This is a genomic window from Martelella limonii (assembly GCF_013344475.1).
Classification (GTDB): domain Bacteria; phylum Pseudomonadota; class Alphaproteobacteria; order Rhizobiales; family Rhizobiaceae; genus Martelella; species Martelella limonii.
In genome coordinates, this window is sequence record NZ_JABUOU010000013.1 from 26,957 (window position 1) to 47,023 (window position 20,067).

Here is a 20,067-nt window from a genome sequence, read left to right on the forward strand (position 1 = left end):
GTCTGCTGATCTTAAATCAATGAACGCGGCAGGCTACCGCTTTCTCGAAAGGACAGAAACTGTCCGACATGACAGTTGCGCCAGATGGCAGCCGCGTCTCTGATCCACCAGAACCAGGCGCTTGAATTGCAATCAACGCGCATTTTCGATGGCGACTGTCAGACCTGACAGTCGATTTCGCGCAGACCTTTCTTGCAAACTGGCGCCCGTTCGCGAACACTTGCGACAGCATACCTAAAAACCGCAGGAATGACACATGCGCGCCGGAATGAAATACCAGGATCTTGTCCAGCAGGCCGGCTGCCCCTGTCATACCCCTCAATTCGCGCGGCTGAACGATCGCCTGACGCGCGGCTTCGATCGGCGCTCCGTTCTCAAGACGATCGCAGGCGCTTTTGCTGCAGGCGCGCTGTCATCGCTTCCGGCACGCGCCGCAGGTGGCGATCGCGACAAACTCTTTGCGAATGTCCGCATTTTCGACGGGCTGTCGAATGCGCTGATTGAAGGCCGCAACGTGCTGGTGAGCGGCAACAGGATCAAGGCGCTGGTGCCGGTTGCGGAGGACATTGCCGACGTCGAGATATTCGATTGCGGCAATCGTGTCCTGATGCCGGGGCTGATCGATTCGCACTGGCATTCCCTGCTCTGCGCCATCCCGATGCAGACGGCGATGTCGGCGCAGATCCCCTATGTCCACCTGGTCGCCGCGAACGAGTCCCAGAAGACGCTGATGCGCGGCTTCACCACCGTGCGGGATGTCGGCGGCCCCTCCTTCGCATTAAAACGCGCAATCGATGGCGGCCTTGCGATCGGCCCGCGCATCTACCCCTCCGGAGCGATGATATCGCAGACCTCGGGCCATGGCGACTTCCGTATGGAATGGGAAATTCCCGAGTCCGATCAGAGCAATCTCAGCCATGCCGAGAACGCCGGCATTTCATCGATCGCCAATGGCGTGCCGCAGGTGCTGAACCGCGTGCGCGAACAGTTGCTGCTGGGCGCAAGCCAGATCAAGATCATGACCGGCGGCGGCGTTTCCTCCCTCTATGATCCGGTTCCGAGCTTGCAGTTCACACCGGAGGAAATCCGCGCGGCGGTGCAGGCGTCAAACGACTGGGGCACCTATGTCTGCACCCATGTCTACACCGCCAAGGGGATCCGCCGCTCGATCGAAAACGGTGTGCAATGCATCGAACACGGGCAACTCGCAGATGAGGACAGCGTGAAAATGATGTTGGACCAAGGCATCTGGTGGAGCATCCAGCCCTTCCTTGGCGGAGAATTCGCCAATCCGATGAGCACGGAAAAGCAGCGCGGCGAGCAGCAATTGATCGCCGAAGGGACGATCCGCTGCTTCGAATGGGCCCGGAAATACAATTTCGAGCGCATGGTCTGGGGCACCGACATCCTGTTCAATCCGGCAAAGACGAAAACACAAGGGGCCCAGCTTGCGAGACTTGCGGAGTGGTTTTCGCCGGCCGAGCTCCTCAAACTTGCGACCAGCCGCAGCGGCGAACTCCTGGCGCTTTCGGGAGAACGAAATCCCTATTCCGGCCGGCTCGGCGTCATCGAACAGGGTGCGCTTGCCGATATGCTGCTGGTCGACGGCGACCCGCTCGCGGATATCGCGATCATTGCCGATCCGGAAAATTTCGCGATGATCATGAAAGATGGGCGCCTGTTCAAGAACAGGCTGGATGGAGCGATACAGTGAAACGTTACTCGAAAGGGCTGGCGCTCGTTTTCCTCATGGCGATCGTCTCTGCGACCACGGCACGATCCGCGGATATCGCCGCACCTCCGGCAGCGGCCCAGCCGCTGTCGAACCAGGTCGCGGATGGCTGGCAGTTCGAGCTGACGCCCTATGTATGGATCACCGGCATGACAGGAACGGTGTCGCCCTTTCGCCGTGCGCCGGAGGTTCACGTCGACAGCAGTTTTTCCGACATCCTGAAAGATCTCAATGTTGCGGGTTTCGCGAATGCGTGGGGCACGAACGGCAAGTTCGGCTTCTACGCCGACCTGATGTATGTCGACACGACGGAGGAGCATTCCGGCGGCCCCGTCACCATCCCCGTCTACGGCGTGACGGTTCCGGCAATCAACGTCGACGTCGACAGCAAGCTTTTCATGGGGGCCATTTTCGGAGCCGTTCGTGTTGTCGAGGATGATGGTTTCAACCTCGATGCCCTCGCCGGCATTCGACTGGCGCATCTCGATAACGCGGTGAATGCGGCCATCCCCGCTGCCGGGCTGAACTACAGCGCCGCAAGCGACTTCGGCTGGGTCGAGCCGGCGATCGGCTTTCGTGCCGGCTATGATTTCGGGAACCGGTTCCGCATCGTTGGAGAAGCCGACATCAGCGGCTTTTCCGTGGGCTCGGATCTTACATGGCAGGCAATGGGAACCGTGAACTATGCGATTACAAGGTCAGCCGCGCTGGCGTTCGGATACCGATATCTGTCGATTGATTACGACGATGATGGACATGTTTTCGATACCGTTTTGCAGGGCCCCACGATCGGCATGACATTCTCTTTCTGATGGGCGGATATCAGGCGAGGCAGTTGACTCGACCTGTCCGTGCACGAATATTGGCATTTCCGCCAAGGCTGCAAGCAGCGGCATGGCGACAAGATAGCGAACCGGGTGTGTTTGTGCGTGAAATCGGAGCCATCTTCCTTTTTGTGACGGGGTTGTTGCTGCCGTCGTGCTCGTCTGCGGGCAACGGGCCGGTCATCCCCTTCTTCGGCGCGTATTTTCCATCATGGATTGCCTGCGCGCTGATTGGGATTGTCGCCACAGTCATTCTCAGACTGGTCTTCATCAAGGTCGGATTGGACGACGTGATGCCGCTGCGCGTTGTCGTCTACCTTTTCCTTGCGATCGCCATCGGTTTTGCGTCCTCCCTCCTCCTGTTTGCGCGGTAATGCCATGCTGAGCCCGAAAGCCGCAGCCCTTGCCCTTATTCCAGTCGTCGTCATCGGCGCGGCGGCTTATCTGGGCTGGAAGCACATGGTGCGGATGGATACCGACATCCTGTCGCAGGACGCCACCTTGACCGCGCCCGTCACGCAGATTTCGTCAACCGTTCCGGGCCGGATTTCATCGATCCGCGTCGCCGAAAACGGCAAGGTCGAAAAGGGTCAGCTGCTGTTCGAGATCGATGACGAAACCTACCGCCTGCTGGTGGTGCAGGCTGAAGGCGATCTGAAGGCCGCCCAGGCGCTCTACGATACCCAGGAGCGCAATATCGAGGCCGAGGCAGCCAATGCCGAGATCGCCGTCCAGCAGATCGAGCGTGCGCGGGTCAACCTCGAACTCGCGGACGAAACGCTTTCGCGCCTGCTGCCGCTGCAGCCGAAGGGGTATGTCACCGATCAGGAAGTACAGGATGCGCGCACCGCCAAGCGCGATGCCGAGGTCTCTCTCGAACAGGCCCTGCAGCAGAGCAAGGCCGCTGCCGCTCTGGTTTCATCGCCGGCGGAGACCGAGGCCCTGATCCAGAGCCGTCAGGCGGCGCTCGATCTTGCACGCTACAATCTCGCAAACACGAAAATCTATGCGCCGCATGACGGAAGGGTGGTGGGGCTCACCACCTCCTCCGGCCAGTTCGCGGTTCCCGGAGAACCGGTGTTCACCCTGATCAACACAGACGAATGGTATGCCGACGCGCTCTACCGGGAAGCCGAACTGAAGAAGCTTCCGACGGGCAGCTGCGCGACCGTTTATGTCATGGCCGACCGTTCCGTCGAAATCCGGGGCGTCGTCGAAGGCATCGGCTGGGGTGTGGCCACGGAAAGCGAGCTCAAGCTTCCAAGCGCGCTCCCCTATGTGCCGAAAGAGCTGGACTGGGTCCGCATCGCCCAGCGTTTCCCTGTTCGCATCCAGCTTATCGACCCACCCGAAAACCTGATGCGTATGGGCGCATCCGCCTCGACAGTGATCCGCCATGGCGACCCATGCTGAGACCGACTTCAGGCGGCGTTCGCACCGCCTGATCGAGGACCTTGCGCCCTATCCGGGCAGGCTCAGGCTGTCGCTGTCGATCGGCGCCATCTGCGCGATCTCCTGCGTCATCTCGATGATGTATCACTTCCCGGAAGCGGCGATCGGCTGCTATCTGGTGATCTTCCTGATGCGCGCCAATGCTGCCGAGAACGTGGTGACCGGGATCGGCCTCATCATCGCCGTCAGCTTCGTGGTTTTCCTGCTGATCGGCATCATCAACCTCACCATCGATCATCCGCCGGCGCAGATCGCGGCGATCGTCATCGCCTCTTTCATCTTCCTCTATCTCGATTCCGCGACCAAGGCGGGCGAGCAGGCGGGGATCATCGCGCTTGTGATTTCCTTTGTGCTGACGCTGCTCGGCAATATTCCGCTCGGCGAGATCGCGACGCGCGCCGTGCTCTATGCCTGGGCCATGGTGTTCGTCCCGATGGCTGTGATGGCGGTCTACAACCTGCTCTTCGGCATCCCACCGCAAAAGCTTCTGCGCCAGACCATTGCCGAACGGCTTGAGCGCGCGGCAGGCTGTCTTGAAGGCAAAGAGCGTTCGCGCGAAGCGCTGGCGGAGCTTCTTGGCGAAGGCACGGCTGAACAGGACAAGCAGCTTCAGCTGATCAAGCTGCTCTCGATCCTGCGCGGCGATGCCTACAGCTTCCTTGAACGGAGCCAGTCTCACAGTTACCGCCTGATACTTGCCGTTTCCGCGCTTCCCGAAACCGGAGACAGAGAAGCGGGGCGGCACCTGGCAGAGCATTGCCGGGCGCTCGCAGACGCCGTGCTTGCGAAAAGGCCCCTGCCCGCCATGCAAGAGCTGCCGGTAGCCTGCCCGGAACTTGAGACCGTCAGCGCCGCCCTTGAGGATCTCGGCCGGGTGACTCCGCTCGCAAACGGCGCACCCGTGAAGGATCCGCCTGTTGCGCCCGACATCTTCACCAATCCCAGACATCTGCATTTCGCGCTGAAGACCACGCTCGCCGCCGTTACATGCTACTTCATCTACACCGCGATCGACTGGCAGGGCATCCATACTGCGATGATCACCTGCTATGTCGCTGCTCTGGGCACCACCGGCGACACCGTGCACAAGCTGGTCCTGCGCATCACAGGTTGTCTGATCGGCGCATTTCTGGGGCTGATGACGATCCTGTTCGTCATTCCGCAACTGGATTCGGTCGGCGGCCTTGCCTTTTTGATCTTCGGCGTCATCTCGGCCGCCGCCTGGGTCTCGACCGGCAATGAGCGCATTTCCTATGGCGGCGTCCAGATCGGGCTCGCCTTCCTGCTCACGGTCGTGCAGGGCTTCGGTCCCGCGACCAGCCTCAGCGCCGCGGGCGACCGCATCATCGGCATCCTGCTCGGCAACGCGGTCGTCTATCTGATCTTCACCCATATCTGGCCGGTCAGCGTTCGCGATGAAGTGAAGCTGCGCACGCGCGCCGCGGTCGAGAAGCTGAAATCGCTTGCCGGCGAGACCCAGCCTGTTCGAAACGCGTCCACCGCGCTGCTTGCCTCGGTGCAGACAGATCTCGGCATCATCCGCTCTGCGGTTGACATGGCATCCTATGAGCCGCGACATATGCGTCCGGGGAAAGCGGAGCGGAACGCATTCAGCCGCGATGCCGCCGCGTTGAGGGATTTGTCGCTGGCGCTCTATTTCAAGCCTGAGGTCGACGGCGAAGTCAGGTCTTTGCTGACCGAGGCAGAGCTCAGGCTGGGCCCGGAGGCGGCGACACAAACGGGGGAGACCGCGATGGCGGAGAGAGAGCTCTGATGAAGGGGAATTTGCTATCGGCCTTCGGCTGCAGCCTCTTGATGCTGACCTTTGCGGCGCTTGCCGGGTGTGTGTCCGATTCTCTTGAACTGGCACCCTCTTCCGCGGACACGCCATGGCAACCCGGCGCAAGCGACAGTGCGATGCGGGCTGCGGCCCAGGCGAGCGGCGCGCTCACCCTTGCCGACCCGGTGGTGGATGAAAGTCAGGTCTACAGCCTGCCGAAACTCATAGACCTTGCCCAACGTACCAATCCCGATACGCGGGTTGCGTGGGAACAGGCCCGGCAGGCAGCGCTCGCCGTCGGCATGGCCGAAGCCACATACCTTCCCGTCATTACCGCCAATGTCATCGGCGGCAGCAATTCCAACAGCGCTGCCCTGCCGATCCCGATCGGCAGCAATGCCTATTTCAACTCCAATATCGAAGGCGTGGTGCCGTTCATGGCGCTGCAATGGCTCGCTTTCGACTTCGGAGGACGCAGCGCGGTGGTGGAAGGCGCCAAGCAGCTTTCCCTTGCCTCGAACTACCAGTTCAACGCCGTGCACCAGAAACTGATCTTCGAAGTGACCGGCGCCTATCACGATTACAATGCGGCGCGCGCTCACAATCGCGCGGCAAGCCAGGCGCTTGCCAACAGCCGCACCGTCCGTCAGGCGATTTCGGCACGCCGCGAACGTGGGCTCGCAACCTCCGTCGATGTTGCCCAGGCCGAGCAGATCGTCGCGCAGTCGGAACTCAGGGCCGTTCAGGCGCGCGGCGCGGAACAAGATGCCTATCAGACCCTGCTGGGCGCGGTCGGCATATCGCCGATGTCGAAGCTCAGGATCGAGGATACCAATACGCGCAGCATTCCGAGCGCCTCCACCGCCTCCATCCAGACGATGATCGAAATCGCGCTCGCCAACCGTCCCGACATCTTCGCCGGTTATGCAGCGCTCGAGGCCAGCAGGCAGGGCGTGAAGAAGGCGAAATCCGACTTCATGCCGAAGATCGGCGTGTTCGGCACGGTGTCAAGCTACGATCTCGGCGTCGATGCCGCCGGACTGCCAACGGTGGAGAACAACGGCTTCAACGGCAATATCATGGTCGGCGCCACCATCCCGCTCTATGACGCCGGCATGCGGGAGGCAAATCTGAAACAGGCCCAGAGCCGGGTGGACGCCGCCGAGCGCAGCTTCAACCAGCTGAAGGATGCGGCTGCCCGCGAAATCGTGATGGCTTCGAACGCGCTGACAACCGCGATCCAGGCCAACAATTCCGCCGTCAAGCTGCGGCAGGCCGCATACAAGACCTATGATTCCGCGCTCGATTCCTACAAGAACGGCGTCGGCACGGTTTCCGCTCTGGCAACCGCGCAAAACGGCCTCCTCGATGCGCAGCTCGCGGAGGGCGATGCCCGTGAGGCCGCCTTTACGGCCGCTGCCAACCTCGCCTTCGTCCTCGGCACCTCGACGAAGGCCCTGCCGGCGGCGCTGACGCCAAGATAGAAGACAGGCTGCGACGGGCTTCGGCGCCGAGGCCCGCCGACACCATTCGACGATCAGGAGACACAAGAAGCATGCATGCCCGCCAATCCATCCCCTCCTGGAGCCTGTGGCTGCCTGTTATCGCGCTGGTGGTGGCAGGCCTTGAAGTTGGCGGCATTATCCACGCCACCTCCCTTGTCTTTATCGTCCCCGCCGTGCTGCTGCTCGGCGGCTCGGTGTTTGCCTCCGTGCTTCATGCGGAAGTTCTGGGCGCCAAGGTCGGCGAGCCGCTCGGATCGATCATTCTGGCAGGCTGCGTGACGCTGATCGAAGTTGCGCTGATTATCTCGGTCATGCTCACTGGGCTCGAAAGCGCGGAAGAGGTCGCGCGCGATACCGTCTTCGCCGCCGTGATGATCGTCCTCAACGGCATTATCGGCCTTTGTCTCGTGCGCGGCGGCCGGATCTATCACGAACAGAGTTTCAAGCTGGATGCCGCCTCTGCGGCGCTTGCCGTTCTCGGCACGCTCTCGACCCTTGCCTTCGTGCTTCCCAATTTCGCCGTCTCGGGCCCGGCCGCGCAGTATACCAGCGGGCAGCTTCTGGTCGTCAGTCTCTGCTGCCTTGTGCTCTACGGCGTTTTCCTGTTCGTGCAGACCGTGCGGCATCGCAACTACTTCATCGATGAACCGATCCCTGTGGCCAAACCTGCGGTCGAACCCGTTGAAGCAGGCGAAGATGGCGGCGACGCCTTTTTCCCGACCGCACAGCACAAGCCATCGAAACGGATGACCGCGACGAGCGCCCTGATGCTCCCCCTGTCCCTGCTGGTCGTCATCCTGCTTGCGGAAGCGCTGTCGCATCCGCTCGATATCGCCATCAACGCCGCCGGCCTTCCCCACACGCTGGTCGGTATCGTGATCGCAGCGCTGGTGCTTTTGCCGGAGGGAATTTCCTCGGTCCAGGCTGCAGGCAAGAACAGGATCCAGCAGAGCATCAACCTCGTTCTCGGCTCGGCGCTCGCCAGCATCGGCATGTCGATCCCGATCGTGGCGCTGTTCTCGATCTTCATCGGCGAACCGCTGACGCTCGGCCTCAACGCGGAGCAGACCGTGCTTCTGCTGCTCACCCTGTTCGTCAGCACGCTGACGCTTGGAACCGGGCGGACCACCGTGCTGCAGGGCGCGGTGCATCTCGTGATTTTCGCGGTCTTCGTCCTGCTGACCGTGGTGCCATAGTATTTGGAGGCGGCGCCTGCCTGGCGAGACTGCAAACGATCAACGGAGTTCAATCGATAATGCTTGACTGGCTCGTTACCACCCTGCGAGAAAATGTCGAAATACCGCTCTTTCTGGCGCTGTTCCTCGGCTACACGCTGGGGCGGGTCGAGATCGCCCGGATTTCGCTCGGCGACGTCACGGCGACGCTCCTCGCCGCACTCGTCATCGGGCAGATCGGCATTACGGTCAGCGACGACGTCAAGACGATCTTCTTCGTCTTCTATCTCTTTGCGGTCGGCTACAGCGCCGGCCCCCAATTCGTGCGCGGCCTCTTCTCGGGCGGTCTTCAGCAGGCCGCTTTCGCCGCAGTCGTCTGCCTGCTCAGCCTTGGCGGGGTCTATCTGGCTGTCAGGCTCGCCGGTTACGATGTCGGCATCGCCGCCGGGCTCTATGCGGGATCAACCACGACCTCTTCGGCTCTGGGGCTATCCGAAACGGCCATTTCCCAGTCCGCGCTTTCCGTGGCCGCAAAGACCAGCGCGACTGACATCCTGCCTGCGGCCTTCTCCATCAGCTATGTCATCGGCACGTTCGGCTCCGTGGTCATGCTCGGCATACTCGGACCGAAGCTCATCGGCGTAAATCTTGCCGAAGCCTGCCGCGACTACGTCAAGAGGAACGGCGGTTCCGGTGACCGCTCCGGGCGCGGTACGGCATGGCACCAGTATGTGGCGCGCGCCTATCGTGTCGATACCGGATCGCCGCTCGAGGGTCTGACGGTCGAACAGGCGGAGCATTTCTTCGAGGGACGCCGCCTGTTCATCCCGCGCATGCGACGCAAGGGACTGATCGGGGAAGCGCCGACATCGACGGTACTGGAGGCCGGCGATGTCGTGGCCTTCGCGGGCGAACGCCATGTGCTTCTCGGCGAGGTCAACGCGGTGCTGCACGAGGTCGACGATGCCGAGCTTCTCGGTGTCCAGGTCGAGGGCACGGACATCCTGATCACCGCAAAGAACATCCACCATCGCACGCTTGGCGAACTCGCCCAGTTGCCCGAGACGCGCGGCATCTTCCTGACCGGCATCCGCAGGGGCGCGATGTCGGTCGACATTCCGATCCTTGCCGACACCCGGCTCTATCGCGGCGACGTCGTCACCGTCGTCGGCCGCTCCGCCGATATCTCGATCATCGCCAAGACATTCGGCTATCTCGACCGGGAGACGAACCGCGCCGATATCGCATTTATTGCCGCGGCCATCGTCATCGGCGCGCTCGTCGGATCGCTGACACTCAAGATCGGCTCGGTTCCGCTGACGCTGTCGACGGCCGGCGGCGTGTTGCTGATCGGGCTGCTGTTCGGATGGCTGCGTTCCGTGCGGCCTGCCTTTGGCCGCGTGCCGCAGGCAACGACATGGTTCATGAACTCGATCGGCCTCAACATGTTCATCGCGGTGGTTGGCCTTTCGGCAGGCCCCGGCGTGGTTGCGGGCCTGAAGGAACTCGGTTTCGTTTTCGTGCTATGGAGTATTGCCGCAGCCGCGCTGCCGATGCTGCTGTCGATCTATATCGGCAAATACATATTCCGCTTCGACGATGCGATCCTGCTCGGCTGCTGTGCCGGGTCCCGCACGGCCGCCGCACCCCTTGCGATGATCACAGACCGCGCCGAAAGTCAGGTCCCGTCCCTCGGCTTTTCAGTTCCTTATGCAACCTCCAGCACGATCCTGACCTTGTTCGGCATCGTCATCGTGCTGATCAATTAGCCATGGAGCAGAGGGTCCTGATACATTCATTTGCGAAATCCCGGCTCAACCCCGTTTGGCATTGCCCGATTGTGAAGCACAGACGATGAACCGCCCGGAAACAGACCGACTTGAAGAGGTGCGCGGTGCGTGGCCGTTCGTAACCCTGCGCCTTTACAACAGGGGCGGCCGGGCGCATCTCTGGCTTGCACGCGATCATCGCAAGGGGCTGTTTCGCCACAGGCGGGCGCTCGACGATATGCAAGCGCCTTTCTGGCAGACGGCGCGGTACAACTGGATCATGGGGCTGATCTTCGTCATCGGCTCGTCGCTGTTCATGCTCGGCAGCGCCATGGCGTTGTTTCCGGCCATGGTGAAGGGGTTGCCCGGCTGGACCACCAACGCGACCTTCTTCGCTGGCTCGGTCCCGTTCACCACGGCCGCCTATCTTCAGCTGTTCCAGGCCGCCAACACCGATGAGCGTTACACCAGCGGCCGCATGCGTCCTGCCCTCTTCGGATGGGACCCGGGGAGCCCCGGATGGCTCAGTTCCTCCACCCAGTTCATCGGCACGATCGCCTTCAATTTCAACACCTTCGACGCGATCCCCGTGCCTGAGGGATGGTTGCTGCAGAATACCGTGATCTGGCTTCCGGGCATGATCGGTTCGGTGCTGTTTCTGGTTTCGGCCTATCTCGCCTATATCGAGACGACGCACGCCCACAGCGCACGGCCCCGTCACGAAATCGCGTGGTGGATCGTCACCATCAACCTTGTCGGCTGCATCGCCTTCATGATCGCCTCGACCATCGCCTATGTGCCGCGCGGAACGGATCCGGCGTGGATGGTGAACGGCTCGAACGTCAATCTGTGGTTCGGGGCCTTCTGCTTCTTCACCGCGGCAGCCCTCAGCATGGTCGAGGCCCGGCATGCCGCACATTGATCGATCGGCGCATTCAGATGAAGATGCGGTCATCGCAGGGACTGTTCATCCCGACAGGTGCCAACCGCCCCTCGCCCGGGCTAAGGTGCCGGGGCACGGCGGCAGCTTGGCCAACGGAATTCAAAGCAGGTTCAGTTTTCAGGAGGATACTCATGTGCACGTCGTTACTTCTTAAGGATCTTTCGGGTTCCGTCTATGCTGGCCGCACGCTGGAGCTGCCGGCAGAACTGCCCTATCTCGTCGCTTACCTTCCCAAAGGTACCGCCTTGTCCTCCAAGGCCGGCAAACACGCGAAACTGGACTACGAGAGCCTCTACGATATCTTCGCGATCGTTGTTCCCAATGGCAGCGTGCAGGATCTCAAGGTGGTTGAAGGCCTCAATGAGGCCGGGCTGAACTTCAGCATTCTCGCCTTCTCCGATACCCATGGCCCGGACGACACCTTTGGCGAGGATGTTCCGGTGCTCTCCGCCATCGATCTCGGCATGTGGATGCTCGCCCGCTTCTCGACGGTTGCCGAAGTCAAGCACGCCCTTGATGACCAGCCGATCCTCGTCGATGCACTCGAGGCCCTTGGCGGCGTGTTGCCACCGTTTCACTATACGGTCCACGACAGATCCGGCGCCTCGCTCGTCATCGAGTTTTTCAAGGGCGCGCGTCATGTCTTCGACAACCCGATCGGCGTGATGACCAACAGCCCGAGCTTCGACTGGCATCTGACCAATCTCAACAACTACACCCATCTGAGCAATGTCGATCATTCGACCGCGACCTTCCTCGGCGAGAATTTTGTCCAGCCGGATTCCGGCATTGCCGCCGTATCGCTGCCCTCCTCCGACACGGCTGTAGACCGTTTCGTCCGCGCCGTCTTCTATGCCAATTTTTCCGAAAAGACCGACGGGCAGGACGCGACGATCCGCCAGCTCGGCCATGTCATGAACAAGTTCGACCGCCCGAAAGGCGCAACCGTCTATTCCAGCGCCAAGGCAAGCGCCCTGACGAAATCCGCCGGCGCGCTGACCGGCCAGACCGAGACGCCGGAATTCATCACGGAATACACGTCATGGATCACACTGATCGATCTGGCGCGGAACACGATCTTCGTGCGCTCCTACAACAGTCTTTCCTATGTGAAATTCGAGATGGAAAAGCTCAGGGGCGCCAACGGCCCGAAAATCATTCCGCTCGAGGCCTTTGATCACACGGCCGAGGCCGCCGAGGGGCTGCTGCTGTCGCACTGAATGGTTCGAAAGGGTCGCAACGCATCCTTTTGATCTGCCGGTCTCATATGCGGAGGAACTCTGTGACTGGCATGCCCGAAAGGGCTTTGATGCATCCCTGATAGGATTATGGCCGCTCCCGGAGAATTTCGTAAGGTGCGCTGCCCTTGAAGGCTCCTCCATGAAGCCTGGCGAGGTTATAAAACTTCTCCCATTCGTCGAGCCTGGCTTTGAGGTCGACATCACCTTTGTAAGACAGCAAGTGATAAAATCCTGCTGATCGGTTCTGTGCGAGCGCTCGACCTTCCCGTTCAGTTGTGGCGATGCGGGTTTGATGTAGACATGCCGGATGCCCTGATCTTCGACGTGCCAATGGAATTTGGCCTGGAACTCGTGCCCATTGTCGGTTCTGACCTCCGGGACACGATCCAATCAAACACGATGCCGCGCCGGTGGCGCGGCATCGGAGTAACGTCAATAGAATATCCGCCTGCTCAAAGAGGTTGACCGGCAGCCTTCTCGAGCGCTGCCCATGTTTCGGGACTGAACTTTTCCTTCCACTCCGCATAGAAGCCGCTTTCCGTCAGTTTCTCGCGGAAGCTCGCAATATCCGGTTCGGTGAAGGTGATGCCTTTTGCCATCAGGGTCTCGGTCGAGGTCTTCTCGTCATTGACGAGACTCTGGCGAACGCGGTCCGCGGCGTCATTGCACTCCTCGAGTACAATGTCATAGCTCTCCTTGGGGAGCCTTTCCAGGAATGCAGGATTCATCGTCAGCCAGAAGCCGTCCCACATATGGTTTGTCATGGCGATATACTTCGTCACCTCATAGAGCTTCGAATTGAGGATGACGTTGAGCGGCCCTTCGGTTCCGTCCACGATCTTCGTTTGCAGCGAAGGATAAACTTCGGAAAAATTGAGCGGCGTCGGAAGCGCCCCCAGCGATCGGAACAAACCGACATAAAGGGGGCTTTGCGGAACCCGCAGTTTCACGCCGTCGAGGTCGTCAACCGCTTCGACAGGCTTGTTCGTGAGCACCTGCCTGAAGCCAAGGTCGAGCACCTTGCCGAAAGGCTCGAGGCCAACCGCGCGAACACTGGCCTTGATCTGATCGCCGAGTTCACCGTCCATCGCCTTCCAGACGGCTTCATAACTGTCAAAGGCGAAGGGGATGCCGCTGATCGCTGCATCGGGGGACACATTCGCCAGGATCGCGGACGTCAGATAATAGCCCTCGACCGCCCCGGACTTGACCGGACCGATCATGCTCGTTCCGGCGCCGAGTGCACTGTTGGGAAAAATCTGGAACTCGACGGTACCGTTCGTACGCTCCTTGATCCGCTCTGCGGCCACAAGAATTTCCCTGACGGTCGGATCGGTGAGCGGTCCGTCAGTCCCGATCTTGAATATGTACTCTGCAGCATAGGCGCGACCAAATTGCAGCACAAACGGTGTCGCCAGCGCGCCGATGGCTCCGAGTTTGATGGCCTCTCTTCTAGACAAACGCATTGTGTATCCTCCCATTCAGTAAGCCAGTGGTTGATCAAAGAAGCGCGGTCGATGTGATCGGCAGCGCTGCAATGAGAATGAGCCCGAGAAAGAGGGCGATGAGATAAACCATGAAAGGACGCATGCCTTCACGCGGGTCGACATTCGAAACGGCGCAGGCAATGAAGTAACCGACGCCGAATGGCGGCGTGAACAGGCCTATGCCCATCGAGAAAACGGTCACCATCGCATAATGCACCTGATTGATGCCCAGGGCTGCTGCAGCGGGAAACAGCAGCGGAGCGAAAAGGACCATGGCCGGCAATCCTTCAAGCGCTGCGCCGAGAACGACGAACAAGACGATCGACATCGCCATGAAACCCGCAGCCCCACCCGGCGTGGCAAGGGCGAGCTCTACAAGCTGCCCCGAGAAACCCGACTGGGCGAGCGCAAACGACATTCCGGTGACGCCGCCGAGGACGAGGAGTATTGCGGAGGTCAGGCTTGCCGCGTCCACGCAGGCGCGCCAGAAACTGGCCATGAAGGCAGGCAGGCGTCGAAGGTTCAACAGCAGACCGAAAAGAATCGTGTAGACCACGCCGATGGTCGCAACTTCTGTCGCGGTCGCTATGCCTTCGACAACGGCGCCGCGTATGATGAAAGGCAATATGATGGCCGGCAATGATGCCAGAAGAAGCCGGCCAGTGCCGCGAATATTGCGCCTTGCGCCCGTTGGTTTGGCTTCTTTTGCGCTGCGGAAATAGACAACGATGCACAGGACGATGGCCATGATGATGGCGGGCAGCAGGCCGCCGGCAAACAGTGCCTGGATCGAGACGGTCGTGACCGAGCCGATTGCGATCAAAACGATGCTGGGCGGGACGGTCTCCGACTGAATGCCGGTTGCCGTGAGCAATGCGACTGCCTCGCCGGGACTATGTCCTCGTTTTTTCATTTCCGGAATAAGCGCCGGCGCAATCGCCGCCATATCGGCTGCCTTGGAGCCGGAAATGCCCGACATGAGGAACATCGCGATAATCATTACGTAGTTGAGGCCACCGCGCAGATTGCCAACGATAAGACCGAGAAAATCCACCAGCGATTTGGCCATGCCCGTGATGCCCATCAGCGATCCAAGCAGAATAAAGCCAGGAATCGAGAGCATGAGCACCGACGAAAGGCCTGCTTCCATCCGTGCAGCGACGATGGAGATCGGGCTGTAGGTCGCCAGACCGATATAGCTGTAGGTGGAGAGAAAGAAGGCCGCTGCGATGGGCAGTCCCGCGAGTACGCTGCCGCCCAGGAGGATGACGAAAAAGACGATCAGGTTCAATCTCCCGATCACCGGTGTCGCGATCCCGCCGAGCACTGCGATCGCCGCTATGGCGCCAATCAGGAGGAGCGCAGGAAAGAGAACGCCTTTCTTGGGCGTATGCAGGAATTTGACGAGCGCCATGAATGCCAGCGCGAAGCACCCGACTGGCAGCGCGAAGCCCTGCCACGCCATCGGAATGCCGAGCGACGGGGTGCCGATGATGAAGCCGTCCATGGCCTGCGTGATGCCTGGCGGCACCAGTGCGCCGAAGATGATGATTTCTCCGAGATTGGCTGCGATCTCGAGGACGCGCCGCGCCTGCGGCCCGACCGACCCCAAGAGAAGTTTCATCGCCATGTGCTGGGAGCGGTGATAGGCGACCACGGAGCCGATCATCGTCAGCCACACGAAGTTGAGCGCCACGAGGTCATCCGTCCAGGTCAGCGGGTAGTGAAGCAGATAGCGCGCCACGACTGCTGCCAGCAGGAGAAGCGACAGCGTCAGGATGAGAGAGCCCGACAAGATCTCACAGATCTTCACGAGTGCGTCGCGTATCATCGACAACGCACGCAACGGGGCCGACAATCGAATACCGGCGCCGTCCATAGCCATGGGCTCCTCCCTTTCAACCGAGTTCGTCATATCGAGCTCGCCTCCACCCTTTGCTGCAAAACAGCTGGTTTATAATACCGTTTCCCCGCCTAGTTCGTGGCCCGCGGCAAGCTTTGTCGCAACGGGAGACTATCCGATTTTCGCCACGTGAAATTGGCTTTCGCTCAAAGCTTCAACCCGATCGGCGCCATGACAGAGGGCAATTTCCAATCGGCTGGCCAAACACCTGCGTTCTTGCGCGGTGGCGCTGTCGTGCGCAATTGCCGACGTGATGTCCTGCCGGTCAATTCAGCGCCCGGCACACAATGCACGCGCGTCATTGATGGGGCGTCAGAGAAGGATCGAAGAGGGGAGGAGGCGGGAAGCGCGCATGTCTCGCGAGCGCAAGTAGAGATCGCCCGCTTGTCCTCCAGGTGCCCTTGGCGCCTGTCGTGAACCGCGGACATATGTCCCGGTCAGCCTGGATAGGACTTGTGCCTGCCAGAAATGCGCGCACGCAACGCCGCCGGAGACGCCGGCCGCAACTCGGAACTGGCGCTGCAGGCTGAAGTCGTTTCATGCCTGCCACGCCCGCAGCGCAAACTGCGGGTTGGCGCTCTCTCGGCAATCAGCCCAAAATGGAAATCAGTTGCGGCACAAAGTCCGAAGCATGACCGTTGCGCACCGGTGTTTCGTAGGTTTCCCGAACCGAGCGGGCAATTGTCGAGGGCGTGCCGAGCGCGTCTGCGACCTGACAGTAGTAGTCGATGTCCTTGAAGGCATTGGCAAGCGTGAACTGGAAGGACGATGCATCCTGTTGCAGGATGAAAGGCGCAAGCCTGTTCAAAATGACACCGGCTCCCCCGCCATGAGCGAGGACATCGTTCAGGACCGCAGGGTCGATACCGGCGCGATTGGACGCTGCTGCCGCTTCGCTGAGAACCGCCGAGAAGCCGAGCGAGACGAAATTGTGCAGAAGCTTCATCGTATGGCCAGCCCCTTGCGGCCCGGCATAGGTGATGTTCTCGGCGAACGATTTCAGGAGTTCCTTCTTCTCGTCATAGAGCAATCTTTCGCCACCGACGATGAGGTTCAAGCGCCCTTCTGCCGCTTCTTTCGGCGTGCGCGTCATCGGCGCGTCGAGCATTTTGCCACCGGCATCCTCGATCATGACCGCGAACTTGCGGGTGGAGTCCGGGAGTGCCGTCGAACAATCGATGACAACAGTTCCGGGCTGCATGCCCGCCAGAATGCCTTCACTGCCGCCGATCACCTGTTCGACCTGGAATGACCCGGTCAGGCAGAGGATCAGGGTCGCGCATTTTGCCGCGAGTTCCGACGGCGTCGTCGCAACCCAGGCGCCGCCCGCCCGCAGGGTCTCTGTCGGCTGGTTTCCGGGGTGGTCGACAAAGCCGATCGAATAACCACTCTTTTGCACATTGGAAGCGATCCCGTGACCCATGAGGCCAACGCCAACGATACCGATCATCTCGCTTTTCATTGCCAACTCCTATCGTACATTGCCGATGTTCACGAACTTGACCTCCAGGTAGTCGTCGACGCCAAACTTGGAGCCTTCCCGCCCCAGGCCGGATTGTTTGAAACCGCCAAACGGGCCGAGTTCCGTGGACGTCGCGCCCTCGTTGATCCCGACGATGCCGCATTCCAATGCCTCTGCCATGCGCCAGGAGCGATTGAGATCGTTGGTGTAGACGTAGGAGGCGAGGCCATATTCCGTGGCGTTCGCCATGGCGATGACGTCATCTTCGTGCCCAAACCGGATCAGCGGCGCAAGCGGGCCGAAGGTTTCTTCATTCATCACTGCGCAATCGACCGTGACATTGGCTAGCACGGTCGGCTTGAAGTACGTTCCGCCCAATTCATGGAGCCCGCCGCCGGTCAGAACGGTTGCTCCTTTTTTCAAGGCATCGTCGATATGTTCGCGCACCTTGTCGACTGCCGCCGCGTCGATCAGCGGGCCGATCTCGCTGCCCTCCGCAAATGTCGGCCCAACCCGCAGCTCCGCCACCGCCTTGCTGAGCATGGCCGCGAATGTATCGTAGATCGCATCGTGAACGAAGATCCGGTTCGCGCAGACGCAGGTCTGTCCCGCATTGCGGAACTTCGAGGCCATCACGCCCTGCACGGCGTCATCGAGGTTCGCGTCATCGAAGATGATGAAGGGCGCATTGCCGCCCAATTCCATCGAAACGTTCTTGACCGTCTGGGAGCATTTTGCGAGCAGCTGGCGTCCGACCTCTGTCGAACCGGTGAAGGACAGCTTTCGTACCAGGACGTTTTCCGTCAATTCATCACCGATCACCCGTGCCGATCCGGTCACAACATTCAAAACACCGGCGGGAATGCCCGCGCGCTGCCCTAGGTCGGCAAGTGCAAGCGCGGTATATGGGGTGGCGCTGGCAGGCTTGATAACCGCCGTGCAACCGGCGGCAAGCGCCGCGCCCGCCTTTCGGGTGATCATCGCCGCGGGAAAATTCCACGGCGTAATCAGCGCGACGACGCCGATCGGCTGCTTCAGCACCAGGAAACGGCGATTGACCGAATTGGACGGTATGACATCGCCGTAAAGCCGTCGTGCCTCCTCGGAAAACCAGCGTATGAAGCTGGCGGCATAGTTGATCTCGCCGATGCCTTCCGCCCAGGGCTTCCCCTGTTCGGCGGACAGTATGCGGCCCAGATCCCGGGCATTCTCAAGGATCAGTTCGTACCAGGCCCGCAGCAACTCGGCACGGTCCTGGGCTGTTGTGCGCGACCATGTCGAAAAGCGATCATGGGCCGCTGCAACCGCGCCGGCGACTTCCGTGCGGTCAAGCATCGGAACACTGCCGAGCCGAGCCTGCGTCTCGGGTGTCGTCACGTCGAGCACCTTGCCGGTAGACGCCGTCGACCAAACGCCCCCGATCAGGCATGCCTCGTGAAATAGCGAACTGTCGTCCAGACCTATCATTGTTGAACTCCGCTATACGGCCCCTGCTGCAGGCACCTGTCGGCAATTTGAGAATGCGGCTGCAGCGCCTCAGGCGGGCTTTTGCCAGCTCATCAGCGTTCCGCCCGTCTTGATTTCACCGGCGTTTGACACATCCGGCAACGGGTAATCGTCTTCATTGAGGCAGAAGCCCTTCTTTGACGCAAAGTCGAGCCTTGGCGGGCAGAAGATGTCGTAAAGCGAGGACTCAGGACCGTCCGGACCGATATCTTCACTCGTATGTATGGCGCGCGCGGGGATGATCACCACCGATGGCGTCGGGGTATGGGAATGATCGTCGGGCCACCAGTCTTCCGCGACCGAACCCCAATTGTATCGGATATGATGGACCCACGTACCGCTGAGGCAGAGCGAAGCCTGCTCGAAATCGTCATGCCAGTGAGGACTGAGATTGGTATCCCCGCGACGGGTGTGGAAATGCACGAGAATATTGACGAGCATGTTGGTCGACCGGAAGGCACGCGGCTGGATGCGAGGGCCGTTCGGATCGGCATGCCGGGACAGCGGATAATGCCGCAGCCTGTAGCCACCACGGGGCTCAGGCCAGAGATCAGGCTCTGCAAGTTCGGGCGCTCCGTCTGAATAGGCATCCGCGTTGGAGGCCAGCTCCATGATATCGCTGGACTTTTTCGGCATGATCCTGACAAGTATGCCCGGTGTCTGCACCATAATTCTGCTCGGCCCCGGCGGAATGATCGTGAGCGAATCTGCGTCCGCCTCGATGGACTCACCGCCCGCCTCAACTGTGGCCGTTGCGCCCAAGGGCGGCAGGATCATCATATGCTCTTCGGGATCATCCACACGAAGGATCGACGCCCCGGCTTCGACTTGCGAGTAGCAGACTGCGAAATTCCCGCCACGCGTCACCCAGGTCTTTTCCTTGCCGTCAGATGATGTGAACTGCGGTTCCTGGTCATGAAAAACCGATCTGGAAACCTTGCGGAGCGATCGTTCGCTCATGAAAACTCTCCTGCTGTCTGCTTTAGAGCCGAGGGGTGCTCCATTCGAAACTCGGCCGGATGATGTCGATCTTCAAATGCCGCCACCACCGCAAACGAATGCAGTTTCGATGCGTGAAATAGTCGAGCTTCTCCCGAGGTGCCGCGAGCGTTGCTATTGTAAAATTTGAACCGGCCGTCCGGAGGAAAGCCGGCCGTGGCCAGCCGGGCGCTAGGGTGTTATCCTGGGTGCCAGCTGATGGTCCTGCGCTGGGAGACGGGAGCCGGCGCATAAACCGGCAGGCGCGTCATTTTCTGGGAGGAAAAACGAATGGATATTGCAGCGCAGG

15 protein-coding genes and 1 pseudogene are annotated in these 20,067 nt (G+C 60.6%); 10 read left to right on the top strand and 6 right to left on the bottom strand.

Going from position 1 to position 20,067, the window contains the following annotated elements; genetic code table 11:
* Positions 1 to 256 precede the first annotated feature (256 nt).
* From HPQ62_RS19655 to HPQ62_RS19700, 10 genes are all read left to right on the top strand, one after another.
* On the top strand, positions 257 to 1,714 hold the full coding sequence (locus HPQ62_RS19655) for a metal-dependent hydrolase family protein (protein WP_174804303.1): 1,458 nt from the start codon (positions 257 to 259) through the stop codon (positions 1,712 to 1,714).
* Positions 1,711 to 2,544, top strand: coding sequence for a YfaZ family outer membrane protein (locus tag HPQ62_RS21245; protein WP_174804304.1), 834 nt, complete (start codon positions 1,711 to 1,713; stop codon positions 2,542 to 2,544). The genes HPQ62_RS19655 and HPQ62_RS21245 overlap by 4 nt, the downstream gene beginning before the upstream one ends.
* A gap of 23 nt (positions 2,545 to 2,567) precedes the next feature.
* A complete protein-coding gene (locus HPQ62_RS21120; RefSeq protein ID WP_244629785.1) occupies positions 2,568 to 2,930 on the top strand; it encodes a YtcA family lipoprotein in 363 nt (120 codons plus the stop codon).
* Positions 2,931 to 2,934: 4 nt separating this feature from the next.
* A complete protein-coding gene (mdtN, locus tag HPQ62_RS19670) occupies positions 2,935 to 3,969 on the top strand; it encodes a multidrug transporter subunit MdtN (protein ID WP_174804305.1) in 1,035 nt (344 codons plus the stop codon).
* Positions 3,953 to 5,782 carry an FUSC family protein gene (locus HPQ62_RS19675; protein WP_174804306.1) on the top strand — a complete coding sequence of 610 codons (1,830 nt, stop codon included), beginning with the start codon at positions 3,953 to 3,955 and terminating at the stop codon, positions 5,780 to 5,782. Before mdtN ends, HPQ62_RS19675 begins: the two co-directional genes overlap by 17 nt.
* Entirely contained in the window at positions 5,782 to 7,272 is a 1,491-nt protein-coding gene (locus HPQ62_RS19680) for a TolC family protein (protein ID WP_244629786.1), read from the top strand. The genes HPQ62_RS19675 and HPQ62_RS19680 overlap by 1 nt, the downstream gene beginning before the upstream one ends.
* 71 nt (positions 7,273 to 7,343) lie before the next feature.
* Positions 7,344 to 8,489 carry a calcium:cation antiporter gene (locus tag HPQ62_RS19685; protein WP_174804307.1) on the top strand — a complete coding sequence of 382 codons (1,146 nt, stop codon included), beginning with the start codon at positions 7,344 to 7,346 and terminating at the stop codon, positions 8,487 to 8,489.
* Between the two features lie 59 nt (positions 8,490 to 8,548).
* Positions 8,549 to 10,237 carry an aspartate-alanine antiporter gene (gene aspT / locus HPQ62_RS19690; RefSeq protein WP_174804308.1) on the top strand — a complete coding sequence of 563 codons (1,689 nt, stop codon included), beginning with the start codon at positions 8,549 to 8,551 and terminating at the stop codon, positions 10,235 to 10,237.
* A gap of 85 nt (positions 10,238 to 10,322) precedes the next feature.
* Positions 10,323 to 11,159, top strand: coding sequence for a hypothetical protein (locus HPQ62_RS19695; RefSeq protein WP_174804309.1), 837 nt, complete (start codon positions 10,323 to 10,325; stop codon positions 11,157 to 11,159).
* Between the two features lie 152 nt (positions 11,160 to 11,311).
* Positions 11,312 to 12,400: a linear amide C-N hydrolase gene (locus HPQ62_RS19700; protein ID WP_174804310.1), complete on the top strand. Its 1,089-nt coding sequence runs from the start codon at positions 11,312 to 11,314 to the stop codon at positions 12,398 to 12,400.
* A gap of 106 nt (positions 12,401 to 12,506) precedes the next feature.
* On the opposite strand, the pseudogene HPQ62_RS19705 reads toward HPQ62_RS19700, so the two are convergent.
* The 6 genes and pseudogenes from HPQ62_RS19705 to HPQ62_RS19730 form a co-directional block, all read right to left on the bottom strand.
* Positions 12,507 to 12,805 (bottom strand): annotated as a pseudogene (locus HPQ62_RS19705) (integrase core domain-containing protein); the annotation flags it as partial.
* A 68-nt stretch (positions 12,806 to 12,873) separates the two neighbouring features.
* Positions 12,874 to 13,887 carry a TRAP transporter substrate-binding protein gene (locus HPQ62_RS19710; protein WP_174804311.1) on the bottom strand — a complete coding sequence of 338 codons (1,014 nt, stop codon included), beginning with the start codon at positions 13,885 to 13,887 and terminating at the stop codon, positions 12,874 to 12,876.
* Between the two features lie 34 nt (positions 13,888 to 13,921).
* Positions 13,922 to 15,793, bottom strand: a complete 1,872-nt coding sequence (locus HPQ62_RS19715) for a TRAP transporter large permease (protein WP_206678105.1) — start codon at positions 15,791 to 15,793, stop codon at positions 13,922 to 13,924.
* 607 nt (positions 15,794 to 16,400) lie between these two features.
* Entirely contained in the window at positions 16,401 to 17,273 is an 873-nt protein-coding gene (locus HPQ62_RS19720; protein ID WP_174804312.1) for an NAD(P)-dependent oxidoreductase, read from the bottom strand.
* 9 nt (positions 17,274 to 17,282) lie between these two features.
* Positions 17,283 to 18,740: an NAD-dependent succinate-semialdehyde dehydrogenase gene (locus tag HPQ62_RS19725; RefSeq protein ID WP_194246400.1), complete on the bottom strand. Its 1,458-nt coding sequence runs from the start codon at positions 18,738 to 18,740 to the stop codon at positions 17,283 to 17,285.
* Between the two features lie 69 nt (positions 18,741 to 18,809).
* Entirely contained in the window at positions 18,810 to 19,739 is a 930-nt protein-coding gene (locus tag HPQ62_RS19730) for a cupin domain-containing protein (protein WP_174804313.1), read from the bottom strand.
* Between the last annotated feature and the right edge of the window lie 328 nt (positions 19,740 to 20,067).

Excerpts from the sequence above, each read along its gene's own strand:
- HPQ62_RS19655 (WP_174804303.1), top strand. The coding sequence starts at position 257 with ATGCGCGCCGGAATGAAATACCAGGATCTTGTCCAGCAGGCCGGCTGC.
- mdtN (WP_174804305.1), top strand. The coding sequence starts at position 2,935 with ATGCTGAGCCCGAAAGCCGCAGCCCTTGCCCTTATTCCAGTCGTCGTC.
- HPQ62_RS19675 (WP_174804306.1), top strand. The coding sequence starts at position 3,953 with ATGGCGACCCATGCTGAGACCGACTTCAGGCGGCGTTCGCACCGCCTG.
- HPQ62_RS19680 (WP_244629786.1), top strand. The coding sequence starts at position 5,782 with ATGAAGGGGAATTTGCTATCGGCCTTCGGCTGCAGCCTCTTGATGCTG.
- HPQ62_RS19685 (WP_174804307.1), top strand. The coding sequence starts at position 7,344 with ATGCATGCCCGCCAATCCATCCCCTCCTGGAGCCTGTGGCTGCCTGTT.
- aspT (WP_174804308.1), top strand. The coding sequence starts at position 8,549 with ATGCTTGACTGGCTCGTTACCACCCTGCGAGAAAATGTCGAAATACCG.
- HPQ62_RS19695 (WP_174804309.1), top strand. The coding sequence starts at position 10,323 with ATGAACCGCCCGGAAACAGACCGACTTGAAGAGGTGCGCGGTGCGTGG.
- HPQ62_RS19700 (WP_174804310.1), top strand. The coding sequence starts at position 11,312 with ATGTGCACGTCGTTACTTCTTAAGGATCTTTCGGGTTCCGTCTATGCT.
- HPQ62_RS19710 (WP_174804311.1), bottom strand. The coding sequence starts at position 13,887 with ATGCGTTTGTCTAGAAGAGAGGCCATCAAACTCGGAGCCATCGGCGCG.
- HPQ62_RS19715 (WP_206678105.1), bottom strand. The coding sequence starts at position 15,793 with ATGGCTATGGACGGCGCCGGTATTCGATTGTCGGCCCCGTTGCGTGCG.
- HPQ62_RS19720 (WP_174804312.1), bottom strand. The coding sequence starts at position 17,273 with ATGAAAAGCGAGATGATCGGTATCGTTGGCGTTGGCCTCATGGGTCAC.
- HPQ62_RS19725 (WP_194246400.1), bottom strand. The coding sequence starts at position 18,740 with ATGATAGGTCTGGACGACAGTTCGCTATTTCACGAGGCATGCCTGATC.
- HPQ62_RS19730 (WP_174804313.1), bottom strand. The coding sequence starts at position 19,739 with ATGAGCGAACGATCGCTCCGCAAGGTTTCCAGATCGGTTTTTCATGAC.